This window comes from Sorangium sp. So ce117 (assembly GCF_051524395.1).
Taxonomy (GTDB): domain Bacteria; phylum Myxococcota_A; class Polyangia; order Polyangiales; family Polyangiaceae; genus Sorangium; species Sorangium cellulosum_B.
Window position 1 is genome coordinate 6,431,954 of the sequence record NZ_CP150309.1, and the last position, 17,176, is coordinate 6,449,129.

General features: G+C 73.2%; 8 protein-coding genes. 5 read left to right on the forward strand and 3 right to left on the reverse strand.

What is annotated here, in order from left to right; all coding sequences use genetic code 11:
• Positions 1–268 precede the first annotated feature (268 nt).
• The 3 genes from WMF46_RS24015 (at position 269) to WMF46_RS24025 (ending at position 3,301) form a co-directional block, all read left to right on the forward strand.
• Positions 269–1,405, forward strand: a complete 1,137-nt coding sequence (locus WMF46_RS24015) for a quinone-dependent dihydroorotate dehydrogenase (protein ID WP_437987726.1) — start codon at positions 269–271, stop codon at positions 1,403–1,405.
• A complete protein-coding gene (locus WMF46_RS24020; protein ID WP_437987727.1) occupies positions 1,395–2,543 on the forward strand; it encodes a GNAT family N-acetyltransferase in 1,149 nt (382 codons plus the stop codon). The genes WMF46_RS24015 and WMF46_RS24020 overlap by 11 nt, the downstream gene beginning before the upstream one ends.
• Positions 2,544–2,611: 68 nt before the next feature.
• Complete coding sequence (locus WMF46_RS24025) at positions 2,612–3,301, forward strand: hypothetical protein (RefSeq protein WP_437987728.1); 690 nt, start codon at positions 2,612–2,614, stop codon at positions 3,299–3,301.
• 32 nt (positions 3,302–3,333) lie between these two features.
• Here the strand turns inward: WMF46_RS24025 and WMF46_RS24030 are convergent, their stop codons facing one another.
• Complete coding sequence (locus WMF46_RS24030; RefSeq protein WP_437987729.1) at positions 3,334–4,635, reverse strand: sigma 54-interacting transcriptional regulator; 1,302 nt, start codon at positions 4,633–4,635, stop codon at positions 3,334–3,336.
• Between the two features lie 427 nt (positions 4,636–5,062).
• Between WMF46_RS24030 and WMF46_RS24035 the strand changes: the two genes are divergently transcribed.
• Together WMF46_RS24035 and WMF46_RS24040 are read left to right on the forward strand one after the other, a co-directional pair.
• Positions 5,063–7,405 (forward strand): DUF1588 domain-containing protein, encoded by a 2,343-nt coding sequence (locus tag WMF46_RS24035; protein WP_437987730.1) that lies wholly within the window; start codon positions 5,063–5,065, stop codon positions 7,403–7,405.
• A gap of 8 nt (positions 7,406–7,413) precedes the next feature.
• Complete coding sequence (locus tag WMF46_RS24040; protein WP_437987731.1) at positions 7,414–8,688, forward strand: DUF1501 domain-containing protein; 1,275 nt, start codon at positions 7,414–7,416, stop codon at positions 8,686–8,688.
• 109 nt (positions 8,689–8,797) lie between these two features.
• Here the strand turns inward: WMF46_RS24040 and pbpC are convergent, their stop codons facing one another.
• Complete coding sequence (gene pbpC, locus WMF46_RS24045) at positions 8,798–11,380, reverse strand: penicillin-binding protein 1C (protein ID WP_437987732.1); 2,583 nt, start codon at positions 11,378–11,380, stop codon at positions 8,798–8,800.
• A 3-nt stretch (positions 11,381–11,383) separates the two neighbouring features.
• Entirely contained in the window at positions 11,384–17,152 is a 5,769-nt protein-coding gene (locus WMF46_RS24050) for an MG2 domain-containing protein (protein ID WP_437987733.1), read from the reverse strand.
• Positions 17,153–17,176: the final 24 nt, after the last annotated feature.

The window sequence follows — 17,176 nt, forward strand, 5'->3', positions numbered from 1 at the left end:
GTCAGCGCTCCTCGCGAAGCGCTCGCCAAGGTCGGTCAGTGGCCTGGGATCGCCTGTGCGATCGAGGATCTCGGGGGGCGTCATGGAGGGCGCCGAGTCTAGCAGAGCCGCCGAGCCTCGCCCGGCGCGCCGGCGCGTACCTCCGCGCTCGCCGATGCCGAGATGGCGACCCACGCGGCCGGTGCGCCATGGTATCCGCCACCACCGCGCCGCTCGCAGGACCTCCTCCGACGCCGCGCGCCGCAACCCGCAACGGAGACGCGCCCCGATGTACCGCCTCGTCCGACCGCTCCTCTTCGCGCTGCCGCCCAGCCTTGCGCACGAGCTCGGCATGCTCGCGCTCGCCCCGATCGAGCACGCAGCGCCGCTCCGCGCCCTCGTGCACGCCCGCCTCGCGCCCCGGGATGGGCGCATCGCGGTGCGCACCATGGGGCTCGACTTCCCCTCCCCGCTCGGCGTGGCGGGCGGCTTCGACAAGGACGCCCGCCGGGCCCGCGCGCTCGCCGCCCTCGGGTTCGGCTTCGTCGAGCTCGGCACCGTCACAGCGCAGCCCCAGGCCGCGAACCCGACGCCGAACCTCTTCCGGCTGCCGGCCGACCGGGCGCTCATCAACCGGCTCGGGTTCCCGAACCAGGGCGCGGCCCGCGTCACGGAGCGCCTGCTCGGCCGCGGCGGCGCGGCGGCCGTGGGCGTGCCGGTGGGCATCTCGATCGGCAAGTCCAGGGTCGCGCCGCTCGATCCCATCGAGCCCGCGATCGACGACTACCTCGCGAGCTTCCGGGAGGCGCGGCGCGCGGCCGACTTCGTCGTGATCAACGTGTCGTCGCCGAACACGAAGGACCTCCGCGCGATGCAGGGCCCGGCGATCGCGCGGGCGCTGCTCTCCGCGATCGCGCGGGAGAACCGCGCCGCCGGGGCGCCGCTGCCGCTGCTCATCAAGGTCGCCCCGGACCTCGGCGACGAGGAGCTCGAGGCGCTGCTCGCCGTGGTCGAGGAGGTCGGCCTCGCCGGCGTCATCGCGACCAACACGACCGTGCGGCGCGACGGGCTCGCGACGAGCCCGGAGGCCGTCGAGGCGATGGGCGCGGGCGGGCTGAGCGGGCCGCCCCTCCGGCAGCGCTCGCTCGCGATGGTGCGGCGCATCCGCGCGCGCCTTGGGAGCAACGTCACGGTGATCGGCGCCGGGGGCATCGAATCGGCGGAGCACGCGATGGACCAGCTCCAGGCGGGCGCCGACCTCGTGCAGATCTATACCGGCTTCATCTACGGCGGCCCGCTGCTCCCCGCCGCGATCGCGCGCGGGCTCTCGGACCTCGTGGCCCGCTCCGGCGCGCGGTCGATCCAGGACCTCGTGAGCCGGCCAGGCGGCGCGACGCGCGCTGCTATGATCGGCCATGGAGCTTGAAGCGCGCGTCCACGACACCATCCGCGACATCCCGGAGAGCGAGTGGAACGCGCTCGACGGGGTGAGTGAGGCGCCGTTCCTCACCTGGGCGTGGTTCGACGCGCTCGAGCGGACGGGGTGCGTGGGCGAGGCGGCGGGCTGGCTGCCCCACCACATCACGCTCCGGGCCGAGGGGGCGCTGCTCGCCGCGGCGCCCGCCTACCTCAAGGACAACAGCGAGGGAGAGTTCGTCTTCGACCACGGCTGGGCCTCTGCGTCCCACCAGATCGGCGCGCCGTACTACCCGAAGCTCGTCGTCGCGGTGCCGTTCACGCCCGCGACGACGCCGCGGCTGCTCGTGCGGCGGCCGGAGGACCGCCCGGCCCTGCTGCCCGTCCTCGCCGAGACGCTCCGCAAGCTGGTCGCGCGGAGCCGCATCTCGAGCGCCCATGTCCTGTTCCCGACCGAGGACGAGGCCGCCGCCCTCTCCGACGCCGCCATGGCGCACCGCTGCGGCGTCCAGTTCCAGTTCGAGAACGAGGGGTATCAAACGCTCGACGACTTCCTCGCGCGCTTCAACGCGAAGCGGCGGCACCAGATCCGGCGCGAAATGCGCGAGTCCACGAGGCAGGGGCTGTCGATCGACACGCTGCGCGGCGCGGAGATCACGCCGGAGATCGTCGATGCCATGTTCGGCTTCTACGTCTCCACCGTGGAGAAGTTCGCCTGGGGCCGGCAGTACCTGAACCGCGCCTTCTTCGAGGAGATCGCGGCCCGGCTGCGCGGCGGCGGGGTGCAGGGAGGCGTCGAGATCGTCCTGGCGCGGGAAGGCAAACGCCCCATCGCGGGCGCGCTCAATCTGGCCGGGCCCACGACGCTCTACGGCCGTTACTGGGGCGCGTCGGAGGAGCGCCCGTTCCTGCATTTCAACGTCTGCTACTATCACCCGGTCGAGGACTGCATCGCCCGGGGACTGCGCCGCTTCGAGCCGGGCGCAGGAGGGTCGCACAAGCTCGTTCGCGGCTTCGCACCGAGCGTCACCCACAGCGCGCACCACATCGCGCATCCACGCCTGGACGCCGCTGTGCGCGAGTTCCTCGTGCGCGAGCGCGCGGCCGTCCGCGCGAAGACGGCGGACAGGAGCGTGGCATTCCGCTGAGCGCCTTCCTGGCGCAGCGCGACGTGCGGTGTTGACGTGACGCGCGCTGGAGAGGGATGCTGCCAGACATGCGCGCCTTTCTTGCACTCCTCGCCTCCTCCATCGTCTTCGGGCTCGCCGCGAGCGGCGGCTGCTCGAGCAATGAAGCGACCGACACGACCTCGACCACGGCGGCCGCCACGGTCGCCGGCGCCGGCGGCTCGCTCGGCTTCGGCTGCTTCGGCGGCAGCCCGGATGGGCGATGTACGATCCTCGCCCAGGTCCCCGAGAGCTGCAGCTGCCCCGACTGCTCCGATACGGCGAGCTGCCTCGGCCGCTGCAACGACGACGGCGCCTGCGACATGCGGCCAGACGCCCCCGACGGCGAGGATTGCACCTGCCAGGACTGCGCGGGCACCGTCGCGGCCTGCAGCCCGAGGCGCGGGTGCAACGACAACGAGGGGTGCAACGCCAACGAGGATTGCACCTGCCCCGACTGCACGAGCACCCCGCGATGCACGGATCACTGCACGGACAACGGCTCGTGCGCGGAGTACTTCGAGGGGTGCTCCTGCGCGGATTGCCGCGGCGTGGAGCGCTGCGGCGGGAACCCGGCCACGACAACGGCCGCGGCCACGACGAGCAGCGGCGGGGGTGGCGACCCGACCGGCAGCGGCGGCGCGGGCGGCGGCCCGACCGGCACCGGCGGCGCGGGCGGTGACCCGACCGGCAGCGGCGGCGCGGGCGGCGGCGGCGCAGGCGGCGCAGGCGGCGCCTAGGACACGCTCGGCGCCCTCGCCGCTCCGCGCCCTCACTGCTTCGCGGTGAGCCCGTGCTTCCTCAAGAACATCCGCACGTGGTGGCGCTCCATGCCCGCGCGGCGCGCCATCTCGCTGACGTTGCCGCCCGTCGCGCGGATCAGCTCGCTGAAGTAACGCTGCTCGAACGCCGCGACGGCGCTCCGCTTCGCCTCGCCGAACGCCGACGTCGGCACGACCACGTCGCCGCCGCCCTCCAGCGGCAGGATCGAGGCGATCGCCTCGGCGCCGGGCGGCAGGCTCGCGGCCACGCTGGTGACGTTCATGAGCTCGCGGACGTTGCCAGGGAAATCGTGCTGGCCGAGCGTCGAGGTGATGAGATTGACCATCTCCACGGCGCGCTCGGGGCACCCGAGGCGCTCGCAGACGCGCTCGACGAGCAGCGGGATGTCCTCCCGCCGCTCGCGGAGCGGCGGCAGCTCGATGCGCATCTGGGCGATCCGGAAGAAGAGATCGCTCCGGAAGCGCCCGGTGTTCATGCTGCGGCCGAGGTCGCGGCGGGTCGCCGCGATGATCCGCACGTCGACGGGCTCGTAGATCCGCGACCCGACGCGCTTCACCTTCTGCTCGGTGAGCGCGCGCAGCAGCTTCGGCTGGAGATCGGGCGGCAGCTCGCCCAGCTCGTCGAGGAAGATCGTCCCGCCGTTCGCCTCGTGGAAGGCGCCGCTCCTCCGCTCGTTCGCCCCGGGGAAGGCGCCGCGCTCGTGCCCGAAGAGGAAGCTCTCGGCGAGCGCGCCCGGCAGCGAGGCGCAGTCGACGACGACGAACGGGCCGCCGCGCCGGCTCGAGACGTCATGGATGGCCTGCGCCGCGAGCTCCTTGCCCGTGCCCGTCTCCCCGGTGATCAGCAGCGAGAGCTCCGTCGAGGCCACCTCGCGCAGCAGGCGGAACAGGTGGCGCATCCGCGGCGAGGCGCCGATCAGCGGGCCGAAGCTCTCGTCGAAGCCGACGTCGACGCGCTCCTTGTCGAGCGGCTCGAAGCTCAGCACCGAGCCGCCGACCTGGATGGCGCACGCGGCCGTCAAGATCGCCTCGCGGATGCGGACCGTCGACACGAACGTCCCATTCTTGCTGCCGAGATCGCGGACGAGCACGCCCGGCCCCTCCGCGCGAAGATCGCAATGCGTCGAGCTGACCTCCGGATCGTCGACCACCACACCGCAGCTCGGATCGCGCCCCACCACGATCGGCGCGATGCCGATCTTGACGGGATCCCGGCCCGCCGAGCGCAGCGTGCCGCCGCGAACAAACCACTGAACCGCGCGAGCGCGGGTCGCATCCCTCGTCGAGCTCATATCCAACGGTTATTCGATTTCCCTGGTCTTGACCACATCCACGCACGCCCCGCGCGCTTACGGGCGGGAGCGCCCACCTGGGCGCACCGGGTACGTGGCTTCCGGAGGAGCCACAGCCTCCCGTCGAAAAACTTCACATCCACTAGAGGTAACTACGAGAAATTCTGATCAAGCAATGTGCTGAGCGCATAGCGGGAGAGGCCCTCGAGAGGTTAGAGTACGTGGTCTACGCAAGCGATGAAGCGGGCGTTCGTCCAGCTCGCCTCATCGGGTGTCGATGGTCGATGAACGAGGACCCGGCCATCGCGGGGTGGATGCGCCCCGCGATAGGGGCTGTCGGTGTGTGTTCTTTCAACGCGATTCGGGGCTCCGCTCTCCCGGTCCCCTCAACGTGGGAGTCGCGCGAGCGCTCCCGGCGAGGATGCTTATGCCGAGAATAGGATGGTTACTCCGGAAGCGCGCCGCGACGGCCCTGGGGCTCCTGGGGCTCTCCGCGGGCGCGAGCGCGCTCGCGTCCGTGTCCACCGGTTGCAGCAGCGAGGCCGACGGCCCGTGCATCTCCGACGAGCAGTTCTTCGCCGAGAAGGTGTGGGTCCCCATCCTCTCGACGAAGTGCATCGGCTGCCATAACCCGCAGGGGCAGGCGGCGGAGTCCAAGCTGATCCTCGCCGGGAGCAGCGAGGCGGGGTTCCTCGACAAGAACCTCGCGACGTTCAAGTCGCTCGCCGGGCTCGAGCTCGGCGGCGAGTCGTACGTCCTCCTCAAGCCGACGAAGGCCATCGAGCACGGCGGCGGCCAGGTCCTCGCCTCGGACAGCGCCGAGGTCGAGGCGCTCCGGGCGATGGTGGAGCGCACGAAGGAGCCGTCGTCCTGCGAGACGGACGTCAACGCCTCCTTCGCCGGCGTGGTGATGAGCGGGCCCGAGGAGACGCTCCGCACGGCGAGCCTCGAGCTCGCCGGGCGCCTGCCGACCGAGGCCGAGGAGGAGGCCGTCGCAGAGAGCGGCATGGCCGCGCTGGATCCGATCCTGGACCAGTTGCTCACGGAGGAGACGTTCTATGTGCGGCTGAAGGAGATCTACAACGATCTCTTCCTCACCGACCGTTACCTGAACGGCGAGGAGGCCGTCGATCTGCTGCGGAGCGACGCGTACGATCCGAAGTGGTACAACAGCCTCCCGCAGGATCCGGCGCTGGTCGCGAGGTACGGCGCGCGGGACCTGGAGGACGTCGCCAACAAGCTGAAGAGCTGGACGAACCGGGCCGTCGGGAGGGAGCCGCTCGAGCTCATCGCTTACATCGTGCGGAACGACAGGTCCTTCAAGGAGGTCCTCACCGCCGACTACACGGTCGTGAGCCCCTTCTCCGCCAAGGCGTACGGCGTGACGGCCGAGTTCAAGAACGACGCGGATCCGGACGAGTTCGTCCCGGCGAAGCGCGATCCGATCCCGCTCGCCGGCGTGCTCACCTCCCCCGTCTTCCTGTCCAGGCACCCGACGACGAGCACCAACAGGAACCGCCACCGCGCGAGGATTGTCTATCAGTTCTTCCTCGGCACCGACATCCTGAAGACGGCCGAGCAGCCGCTCGATCAGACGAAGATCACCGACTTCAACCCGACGATGAACAACGCGGCGTGCACCGTCTGCCACGCCGCCCTGGACCCGCTGTCAGGCGGGTTCCACAGCTTCGACTCCGCGGGCCGGTACAAGGAGGACGACACCTGGTACGAGGACATGCGGCCGCCGGGCTTCGGCGCCGAGTCGGTGCCTTTCAGCGAGTTCCCGACCGCGCTCTCGTGGGTGGCGAAGCGCGTCGCCGACGACCCCCGCTTCGCGCTCTCGGCCGTCTATACGATGTACACCGGCCTCACCGGGCAACAGCCGCTCGCCGCGCCGACCAACGACGATCCGGAGTTCAACGCCAAGTTCCGGGCGTACCTCGCCCAGTACCACGCGTTCAACACGATGGCGCACGACTTCGCCGACGGCGGCTACAACCTGAAGACGGTCGTCAAGGCCATCGTCAAGAGCCCCTATTTCCGGGCGCGCAACGTGGCGCAGGCGTCCCGGGGCGAGGCGCTCACGCAGCTCGGCGGCACGCGGTTCCTCGGGCCCGAGCAGCTGCACCGGAAGATCTGGGCGGTGACGGGGTATCCGTGGCGCCCGCGGGCGTTCGAGGACGACGGCAGTCGCTACGACTTCCTGCTCCGGCGCGACGCCTACCGCATGCTGTACGGCGGCATCGACTCGCAGGACGTGATCCAGCGGATCACGGAGCCGAACGGGATCATGGCCAACATCGCCGACCGGATGGCGAACGAGATGGCGTGCGTCGCGGTGCCGCGCGACCTCTACCTCCCGCAGGAGGAGCGGCTCCTCTTCCCGTACGTCGAGACGACGTTCGAGCCGCGCGACACGAACGATTTCGACGTGCTGCCGGCCGTCGAGGGGATCAAGCAGAACATCCAGTACCTGCACAAGCGGGTGCTCGGCGAGTCGCTCGAGCTCGGCGATCCCGAGATCGAGCGGACATACAAGGTCTTCCTCGAGACGTGGGAGGAGGGCAAGGCGGGCATGGCGAAGCCGGAGGGCGAGGAGGGCCGGCTCTCGAGGTCGCTGCCTGGCCCCTGCCAGGTGCACAACGACTACTGGACTCGAGAGGGGCTCCCCGACGAAGAGAAGCTCACGCGCGACGAGAACTACACGATCCGCGCCTGGATGAGCGTCACGACCTATCTCCTTTCGGACTTCAGGTTTCTTTACCAGTAGGAGCAGCCATGGAACGTCGAGATTTCCTCAAACTGGCATCTATGGCAGGCCTCGGCGTCGTCGCAGCGGGCGTGCTGTCGAGGGACGCCGCCGCGGCCGGCCCCTACGCGGGCCCGCTCTGGGTCCACATCCACGCGAGCGGCGGCTGGGACCCGACGAGCCTCTGCGATCCCAAGGGCGCGCGGGACGAAGAGGAGCAGAAGACGCGGGAAGCGATGAACCGCAGCTACCTGAGCGCGGCGATCGGGACCGCCGGCAATCTCAAGTACGCGCCGGTCGGCGGCAACGACGCGTTCTTCAAGAAGCACTACAGCAAGCTGCTCGTCATCAACGGCATCGACACCGGGACGAACAGCCACGACGCCGGCGTCCGCAACACGTGGTGCGGCACGCTCCGCGAGGGCAAACCCGCCTTCGCGGCGCTCGTGGCCGGCGTCCACGGCGGCGCGCTGCCGATGGGGTTCATCAGCAACGGCGGCTACGACACGACGGCGAACGTCGTGGCCGTCACCCGCATACCCGACACCGGCCTCCTGCAGCGGCTCGCCTATCCGAACAGGATCGATCCGGGGAACGAAGAGAACCGCGAGCAGTACCACACCGACGCCGCGATGACGCGGATCCTGGAGGCGCGGCAGGCGCGGTACGCGGCGAAGCTCGATCAGCAGCGGCTGCCCCACGTCAAGCAGGCGATGAGCACGCTCTTCACCTCGCGCGTCGGGCAGAACGAGCTCAAGCAGCTCATCCAGTACCTGCCCGCGGAGTTCGAGAGCGCCTCGCTGCGGCGGCAAGCGCAGGTCGCGCTCGCGGCCTACCGCGCCGGCATCTGCGTGAGCGCCAACCTGTCGGTGGGCGGGTTCGACACGCACGGGAACCACGACGACAACCACATCCCGCGGCTCGACCAGATCTGCGACGGGATCGACTTCATCCTGACCGCCGCGGAGGAGCAGGGCATCGCGGACCGGATCGTCCTCGTCGTGGGCTCGGACTTCGGGCGGACTCCGGGCTACAACGAGGGCAACGGCAAGGACCACTGGAACATCACCAGCATGATCCTGGCCGGCGCAGGCATCGCGGGGAACCGGGTGATCGGCGCGACGGACGACCGGCACAACCCGCTCGACGTCGATCCGGTCACGCTCGCGCCCAAGGAGGGCGGCGTCCGGCTCAAGCCGGGGCACATCCACAAGGCGCTGCGCAAGCTGGCGGGGATCGCGGACGATCCGCTCGTGGAGCGATTCCCGCTCTCCGAGGAAGAAGACCTGCCCATCTTCGGGTGATGTGGCCCGCGGGCGGCGCGCCGCCCCGCCATCGACGCCATCGACTGCAGCGCGGGTGACTTCATCGGAGCCGGCGGGCGAGGAGACGGGATGTCGCCTCGCCCGCCGCTCACTCCACCGAGAACGCGATCTCCTCGCTGGCGGCCGCTCCGTCCGCGTCGACGCGGAGCCGGTGCGCGCCGGCGACGAGCGGCCAGTCGAGCGCGAACGGCGGGCCGACCTCGATGGGGCGCCCGTCGAGCACGAAGCGCACGCGGGGCACGCCCGGAGGGACGTCGGCGCGCAGCCGGATCGCCTGCAGCGAGTTGATCGAGGGGTCGAGGACGAACCGGGCGCCGTCGGGCGGGTACGCGACGCGGACGCGCGCGCCGGCGCCGGCAGGAGGAGCGCCGGGTGCCCCGGGGAGCGCGCCGCAGAGGGGCGACGCCGCATCGGGCGCGAGGGGGCGGCCGGCGGCGCGCGCCCATGCGGTGAGCTCCGCGTCGTAGCGCTCGAAGACGCGCTCCTCGACCGCCGCGTCGGGACAGGCCCCGGCGCGCAGGCCGTTGCGGCGATCGATGCGCACGGTCTCGTGCATGTCGCACGGCGAGAGCGCCGCGGCGTCGCCGCGCGGGAGGAGCTCGCGGCGGTGGTGCGGGCACGCGGCGGTCGGCCTCATGCCGGACAGGGCGCAGACCTCGACCTCGGCGAGCTGCTCGGGATCGGGCGGATCGAAGGGGCGCGGCGGCCGGACGCGCGCGGCGGCGAGCATGGCGTCGCGGAACAGCGGGCCCGCGCCGGTGATGCCGCTGACGCCGCCCATGGGCGAGCCGTCGAAGTTGCCGACCCAGACGGCGACGGTGACGTCGGGCGTGAAGCCGACCGCGATGTTGTCGCGGAAGCCCTTGGACGTGCCCGTCTTCGCGGCCACAGGGAACGGGAGATCGAGCGCGTTGCCCTCGCCGAACGACGCGAGCCGCGCCCGGTCGTCGGCGAGGATGTCGACGATCACGCGGGCGCGCGCGGCGTCGAGGACGCGCGCGCCGCGCTCGGGAGGCGACGCGGGCGGCTCGGCGGGCGCGCCGCTACCGCTGGACGCGGGCGACACCGAAGAGGCCGCTTGTGATGAGGGGGACGGAGGCGACGAGGGGGCGAACGAGCGCACCGCGCGCACCGGCAGGTAAAGGCCTCCCCGCGCGAGCGTGGCGTAAGCGTTCGCGAGGTCGACAAGGCGGACCTCGCCGTCGCCGAGCGCGATGGCGACGCCGTAGCGCGACGGCTCGCGATCGAGCGAGCGGAGGCCGAGCTCCCGGAGCCGCGCGAGGACGCGCTCGGGGCCGAGCGCGGCCGCCGCCCAGACAGCGGGAACGTTGTACGAGCTGGCGAGCGCGTCCCGCAGGCGGACGGGGCCGTGGAAGCGGCCGTCGTAGTTCCGCGGCGCGTAGTTGCCGTCCGCCGTCGGGAACGAGAGCTCGACGTCGGGAAGGACGGTCGCGGCGGTGAACCCGAGCTTCTCCATGGCGAGCTCGTAGACGAACGGCTTCAGCGCAGAGCCGGGCTGGCGCAGCGCGAGGACGCCGTCGTTGTGGCCGAGCCCGGCGGCGTCGTCGATGTCGTGCGAGCCGACGTACGCGAGGATCTCGCCGGTCGCGTTCTCGATCACCACCACCGCCGCCGCGCCGACGTCGCGATCCGAGAGGCCGCGGACGGTCTGCTGCGCGAGGACCTCGATCTCGCGCTGGAGGCCGCGGTCGATCGTCAGCGTGATCGAGGTCGCCCGGGCGCGGGGCGACGCGGCGCCGGGGCCCTCGGCGTCCAGGCCCGCGCCCGGACCGAGCGCGCCGCCGAGCACGGCGCGGACGAGGTGCGGCGCGCCGAGGCCGCCCCCCTTGGGGGCGAGCGCGATGGGCTCCGCGCGGGCGCGGGCCACCTCGGCCTCGCCGGCGAGGCCGGCCTCGAGCATGCGATCGAGGACGCGGTTCCTGCGGCGCTCGAGCGGGCCGGTGCCGCGGCGCGGATCGTACAGCGCCGGGCCGCGCGGCATGCTGGCGAGCGCGGCGGCCTCGGCGAGCGACAGGTCGCGCGTGGGCTTGTCGAAGTAGAAGCGGCTCGCCGCCTCGACCCCGCGCAGGCCCGGGCCGAACGCGACGCGGTTCAGGTACTGCTCGAGGATCTCGCGCTTCGAGAGCGACGCCTCGATGCGCAGCGCGAGCGCCGCCTCGCCGAGCTTGCCGCGCGCGGTGCGGGGGCGCGGGACGAGCGTGCGCGCGAGCTGCTGCGTGATCGTGGACCCGCCCGAGACGACGCGCCGCTCCACCGCGAGCTGGCCGACGGCGCGCGCGATCGCGATCGGATCGACGCCGGGGTGGCGCGCGAACCGCTTGTCCTCCGCGGCCAGGAGCGCGCGCTGGATGCGATCGCCGGCCTCGGAGAGCGGAAGCCAGCGCGCGCGCGCGCCGTCTCCAGCGCGGAGCTCGCGGAGCACCGTGCCGTGGCGGTCGAGCAGGACCGTGGACACGGCGTGGTCCTCGGGCGCCGCGAGCTGCGGCGGGAGCGGCGTGAGCGCCGCGAGGGCGACGAGCAGGAGCCACGGCGCGACGGCGAGGGCGACCGCGATCTGCGCCGCGCGGCGCAGGATCCGCCGCGCGCGCGGGCCGAGGCGCGCAAGCCACCGCCCTGCGCGGCCGGGCCCTTCCGGGGAGGGCGCGCGCACGGCTCAGCGCGGACGCGGCGCCGCGTCCGGCCCTCGGCTCCCGACCTGGACCGTGACGGCGCCCGTCCGGCCGAAGACCTCGGGGCTGTACATCTCCTCCGCGCGCGCGGGCGGGACCACGAACGAGCCGAGCGTCGTTGCGCGCGCGAGGTACCGGTACCGGTACATCCCGGCGGCCATGTGGTCGACGAAGAAGAGGACGCGATCGTCGCGGATCTCGCGGACGAAGCGGCTCGGGTCGTAGACGCGGCCGGTCGCGCGCAGGTCGTCCTGATCGACGTCGGCGTCGTCGGCCTCGGCCTGGGCCTCGGCCGCGTCGACGTCGAGCGAGCGCGCGGACGTCGCGAGCCGCGCGTCGACCGCCTCGAGGCCGGCCGGCAGCGGATCGTCGATGACCACGAAGTCGCGCGGAGACGGCGTCACCACGACGATCTCGCCGAGCACGAGGTCGCCGCCGGCGAACGCGACCGACGGCGGAGCCGCGCCCCCGCTCGACGTCGACGCGCCGCCGACCACGGCGGCGAGGTCCTCGGGCGCGAGCGCGCGGAGCGACTTCTCGACGAAGAAGCCGCGGTCGAGCGCCTCCGTCGGGAGCTGCTTGCGCGCGTAGCGGAGCCGCGCCTCGTAGAACAGGCGGCCGCGCCCGTCGACCGCGAACGCGAGCGGCGCACCCCCGGCGCTCGCGAGCCTCGCCGCGGGGATCGACGTCTTGACCTGCTCCGTCGTGGGGCCGTGGAACGGCGCCGAGAACAGCTCCGCCTGCCCCAGGAACACCCGCGCGTCGAAGTCCGGCGCCGTCTTCTCCTGCGCCTTCCGGTACTGATCGAGCGCGAGCAGCGCCCAGGCAGTCTCCTGCGTGCTGCGCCACGTGCCCCCGCGGCGATCCGCGAGCAGCCCCGCCGCGAGCCGCGGCGCGAGCGGGTGCGCCGGCCGCGCCGCGAGCAGCGCGCGCAGCACGAGCGCCGAGGTGCGGGCCTCGGAGTCCATGAGGACCGCGTACGCGTCGCCGTGGTTGTGGACGGCCCGCGCGACCGGACCGTCGAGGCGCAGCGCGCCCTCGAGCTCGCGGACGAGCTGATCCACGGACGCCCTGTCGCTCTTGCCGATCACCATCGCGTGCGCGAGGAGCGCCTTCGAGAAGAGCGGCAGCTTGTCGCGCTCGTCGAACAGCTGGCTCGCGCGCCCGGGGTCGGGGGCGCCGCTCGCCGCGAGGACGTCGACGAGGAACGGCGCCGTCGCCCGGAGGAGCGGGTCGGCGCCGATCCGGTTGAGCTCCTGGCGCAGGTACGACGTCGCGCGCTCCACCGCGTCGGGCGGCACCGCGACCCCGTAGCGCCTGGCCTCGGTGAGGCCCCACAGCGCGTACGCCGTGGTCCACAGGTCGGCGCTGTCCGACTCGGCGAAGAAGCCGAAGCCCCCGTCCCCGCGCTGGTGCGAGACGATCTCCCGGACCGTCTTGCCGATGACGGCCGTGAGGTCCTTCGGCAGCGCGATCCCGTAGGCCTTCGCGAGGTCGCGCAGCGACAGGAGCGGGACCATCCGGCTCGTCAGCTGCTCGGTGCAGCCGTACGGGTACTCGAGGAGCTGCTCCACGCCGCCGCCGAGGCCCACGAGCGCTGTCGGCGCGAGGCTCACCGTGAGCCCGCCCGTGTCGTCGCGGATCGCCGACAGGTCCCCGAGCCGCTCCGCGCTCGCCGTGGTGGTGTCGCCGTAGAGCGCGACGGCCTCCGGCGCCATGGGCGCCTTGATCTCGCGGTTCACCTCGACAACGTCCGACGCGCCGCCGCCGGTGGCGCGGAAGCGCAGCGTCGCGGGGCCGGCCCGCGGCGCCGAGAGCGCGAAGCGGACCTCGGCCGACGCGCCCGGCGCGAGCTCGACCGCGCGCTTGGCGCTGCCCGCGAGCGTCAGCCCCGACGCGGTGACCTCCACCTCGACCGTCGCCGGCTTCGCGAGCCCCTTCGAGGTCACGACCACCCCCGCGTCGATCGCGTCGCCCGCGCGGAGGAAGCGCGGCAGCGCGGGCCGGGCCATGAGCGGGCGGCTCGTCGTCACCCGGGACTCGCCGTAGCCGAAGCGATCGTCCTCGGCGGCCACGACCGCCATGACCCGGTACGTCGTGAGCGAGTCCGGCAGCTTGAAGCTCGCGTGCACCTGCCCGGAGGCGTCGGTCACGAGCGCGGGGTTGTAGTAGGCGCTCTGGCGAAAATCGCGGCGCACGCCCGTGCCGCCCTCGGCGCCGCCGCCGCCCGCGCGCCCCTTGTCGGCGCCGAGGTCGGCGAACGGGTTGCGCACGCGCGCGAGCGCCTCGCGCGTCTCGATCGTCGCCACCTTCAACGGGCGCGGCGCGCCGAACACGGGGATCGGATCCGGCGTCGTGTACCCCGTCAGCGACAGCACGCCCTCGTCCACGGCGTAGAGCGTGACCTCCGCGCGGGCGGGCTGGCCGGCGCGATCGCGGACGTCGACGTCCACGCGGATCGGATCGCCGGGGCGCGCGTCCGCCTTGTCGGCGCGGACGCGCACCGCGAGCCGCTGCGCCTCCGGGTTCACGCGGAGCGGCGCGTAGCCGAGGCGGAACGCCGGCGCCCCGACGTCGGGCCCAGGCGCCCCGCCCTTCCCCGGCGCGGGCTGCGGCTTCGTCCGCCCGCGCAGGAGCAGCACCGAGACGAAGGCGTTCGGCCGGAGGTCCTCCGTGATCGGGACGTCGATCACGGGCATGGCGCCCGACAGCGTCACCTTCCGGTGCGCGGAGATCCCGGCGCGCTCGACCGTGACCAGCGCGTCGGCGGAGGCGAACGGCGACTTCACGATGATGCGCGCCGTCTGCCCGATCTCGTAGCTGTCGCGGTCGGGAACGAGGTCGACCTTGAGCTCGTCGCTGTCGCCGAAGCCCCCGCCGCCCTCGCCGAGCGCGTAGACCCCGGCGGCGGCGCCGACGGGGTTGCCGCGGCGGTCCCTGGCCGTCGCGTGCAGGAGGTAATAGCCCCCCGACGGGACCGTGAGCTCGCAGCTCCGCGGCGCCGCCGCCGTCGTGACGCCGCACCGCGCGACGACCTTGTCGACCGGCGCGCTCACGCTGCGGTACGCGCTGCCGCTCTCCTCCCGCGCGAGCGTCCACGTCCGGTGCACGAGCTCGACCCGGACCGCGACCTGCGCGACGCGCGCCCCCTTCGGATCGACCGCGAGGATCTCCGGCCGCAGCACGTCGCCCGCCTTCGCGAAGAGCTCGGGCTCCTTGAGGGCGACGTAGAACTCGGCCGGGTGCACGAGCGCCGTCGAGCTCCCGGCGATCGTCTGCCGCGACACGTCGGTGACCGACGCCTCGCACGTGACGAGCTCCGTGCCGCGCTGCCCCGGCATCGAGAGCGCCGCGCCGATCGCCGCCTGCCCGGCCGCGTCGAGCTTCTCGCGCGCGCTCTGCACCTCGAACCCGCGCGGCGCCTGGTCCCGCAGCGCGTCGGTGAGCTCGTCCTCGCGGACCGTGAACCCCTCGATCCCCGGCGGCGAGAACGACGCCGGCGCGCGCGTCACGGAGAGCGATGCCTCCGCGTTCGTCATCGGCGCCCCGAACAGGTAATCGCCGCGCGCCGTCCAGCGCGCCTTGTCGCCGCGGACGTAGCTCGGCCTGTCGCTCTCGACGCCGACCTTGAACTCGGCGGGGCGGTACTCGGCGACCTCGACGCTGCCCATCACGTCCGGCCACCCCGCCTCGCCGCCCTGGACCGTGGCGGCGAGGCTGTACGTGCCGAGCCGCGCGCTCTCGGGGATCTTCACGTCGGCCGAGAACGTGCCGAAGGCGCCGAGCGTCGGGGAGAGCGAGACGAGCGCCTCGCCGTCCGGCCCCTCGACCTTGAGCGCGACGCTCCTGCCGACCGGCGTCTTCGCCCCGCGCGCGCCCTCCTCGCGGAAGATCCCCTTCACGCGCACCGTGTCGCCCGGCCGGTAGATGCCGCGATCGGAGAACATCATCCCGAACGGGCGCGCCTCGCTGAAGTCGGACGCCGCGCCGAAGCGCCACCCGTTGAGCGAGTCGGCGACGGTGCGGTACGTCCAGTCGTCGCCCGCGCGCGCGAAGACCACGCTGCGCCCGAGCGTCGTCGAGGCCTCCGGACCGTGCGCCGTCGCGGGGACCACCGCGAACCCCTGGGCGTCGGTGGACACCGCGGCGGGCGCGGGCGCGCCAGGGGCCCGGATCCACACGCGCGCCCCGGGCACCGGCGCGCCCGTCGACAGGCGCGTCACCCAGACGAGCGAGCCGCTCGGCGAGACCTTCGCGCTGATCCCGAGGTCGGTCACCTGCGCGATCACCGCCTCGGACGTGGTGCGCGCGTGCCGCGTCCCGGGCCGGGCTGTGTAGCTGATCCCGATCGCGAGCGGCCCGCGCTTGCCCTCGCCCCCCAGCACCTCGGCGGCGCGCACGAGGTGCGTCGCCGGCGTGTTGGTCGCGGCGGCCGGGCGCAGGACCGTCTGCTTGCCGGAGGGCAGCGCCGCGATCTCGCCCATCTTCGGGCTGCGCCCCGGGCTGTGCGGATCACCCTGGAGCGCGAGGATCATCTCCTCGGTCATCGCGCCGACCGCGAGCGAGAGCTCGCGCACGTTCACGGACACGACCGGGATCTCGCGCCGCTGGGCCGGCTCGAACACGCTCCCGACGAGGCCGATCTGCGCCTCGGGCCAGCGATCGTCGAACGCGATCTCCTCGGTGACGACGCCGGCGAGCGCCTGCCCGTGCACGTCGCGCAGCCCGGCGGCCACGCGCACCCGGTAGCTTCGACCCGGGGCGAAGGCGCCGCCGAGGGGGATGTGGCTCGTGGGCTCGTCGTCCTCGATCCACGACGGCCACAGCAGCTTGACGGCGGGCTCCACCGAGATCGCCCGCTTCGCGTCCGCGAACTTGATGGGGTTCGAGAAGGCGAGCGTGAACCCGCCGTCGGCCGCGCAGCGCCCCTGCGGCGAGTCGCGATCGCACTGGGGGCGCAGCGCCCGGAGCGGCCCGTAGGTGCGGTACGTGAACCGCTGCTCCTCGCCGGCCGGCAGCGGCCCTTCGCGGCCGCGGAGGCCCTCGGCCACGGCGAGCTCGATCTCGCTGTCGCGCGGCAGCGGCGCGCGGGGGACGAGCTCGGCGAGCATCTCGTTCTTCGCGTCGGGGCGCCGCACCTCGAACGCCACCTTGTCTCTTCGATCGCCCACCGTGAGGGACGCGCGCCGCGCGATCTCGGCGGTGTCGACCGGCTGGTTGAACCGCAGCTCGAACCGCGCCTCCGGCTTGAGGTCGTCCTTGCCCGACCAGGGCTCGACGCGCGCGACCGCGGGCAGCTCGGTGCGGAAGGTGAACGAGTACGGCTCGGCGAGCGCGCTGCCGTCGAGCGCGCGGGTGCCCGCCGGGACCTCGACGGTGAACTCCGTGCCGCGCGGCAGGCGGCCTTCGGGGACGAACGTGAGGCCGCTCGTGCCGACCCAGCGCCAGCGTCCAGGCGCGGACGGCTTCAGGACCGCGGGCGCCGCGGCCTCGCTGCCCGCGAGATCGAGCGATCGCATCGGCCGGTTGAAGACCAGGCTGATCTCGGCGGGGCTCGTGGTCTGCCCGCGCGGCGCGCCGAAGACCACCGCGAACGGCCCTGCCGCGGCCTTTCCGCCCGGTTCGAGCGCGCCGGGCGCGAGCGTCCCTCGAGGCGGGACGTTGGGGGCGCGCGCGCCCTGAACGCACGCCAGGCTGAGGGCGATGACCGCGAGAACGGCGGGCGCAGATCGGAGGCGCGGAGCGACGGACATGGCCGCGACTCAGCAATGGGGATG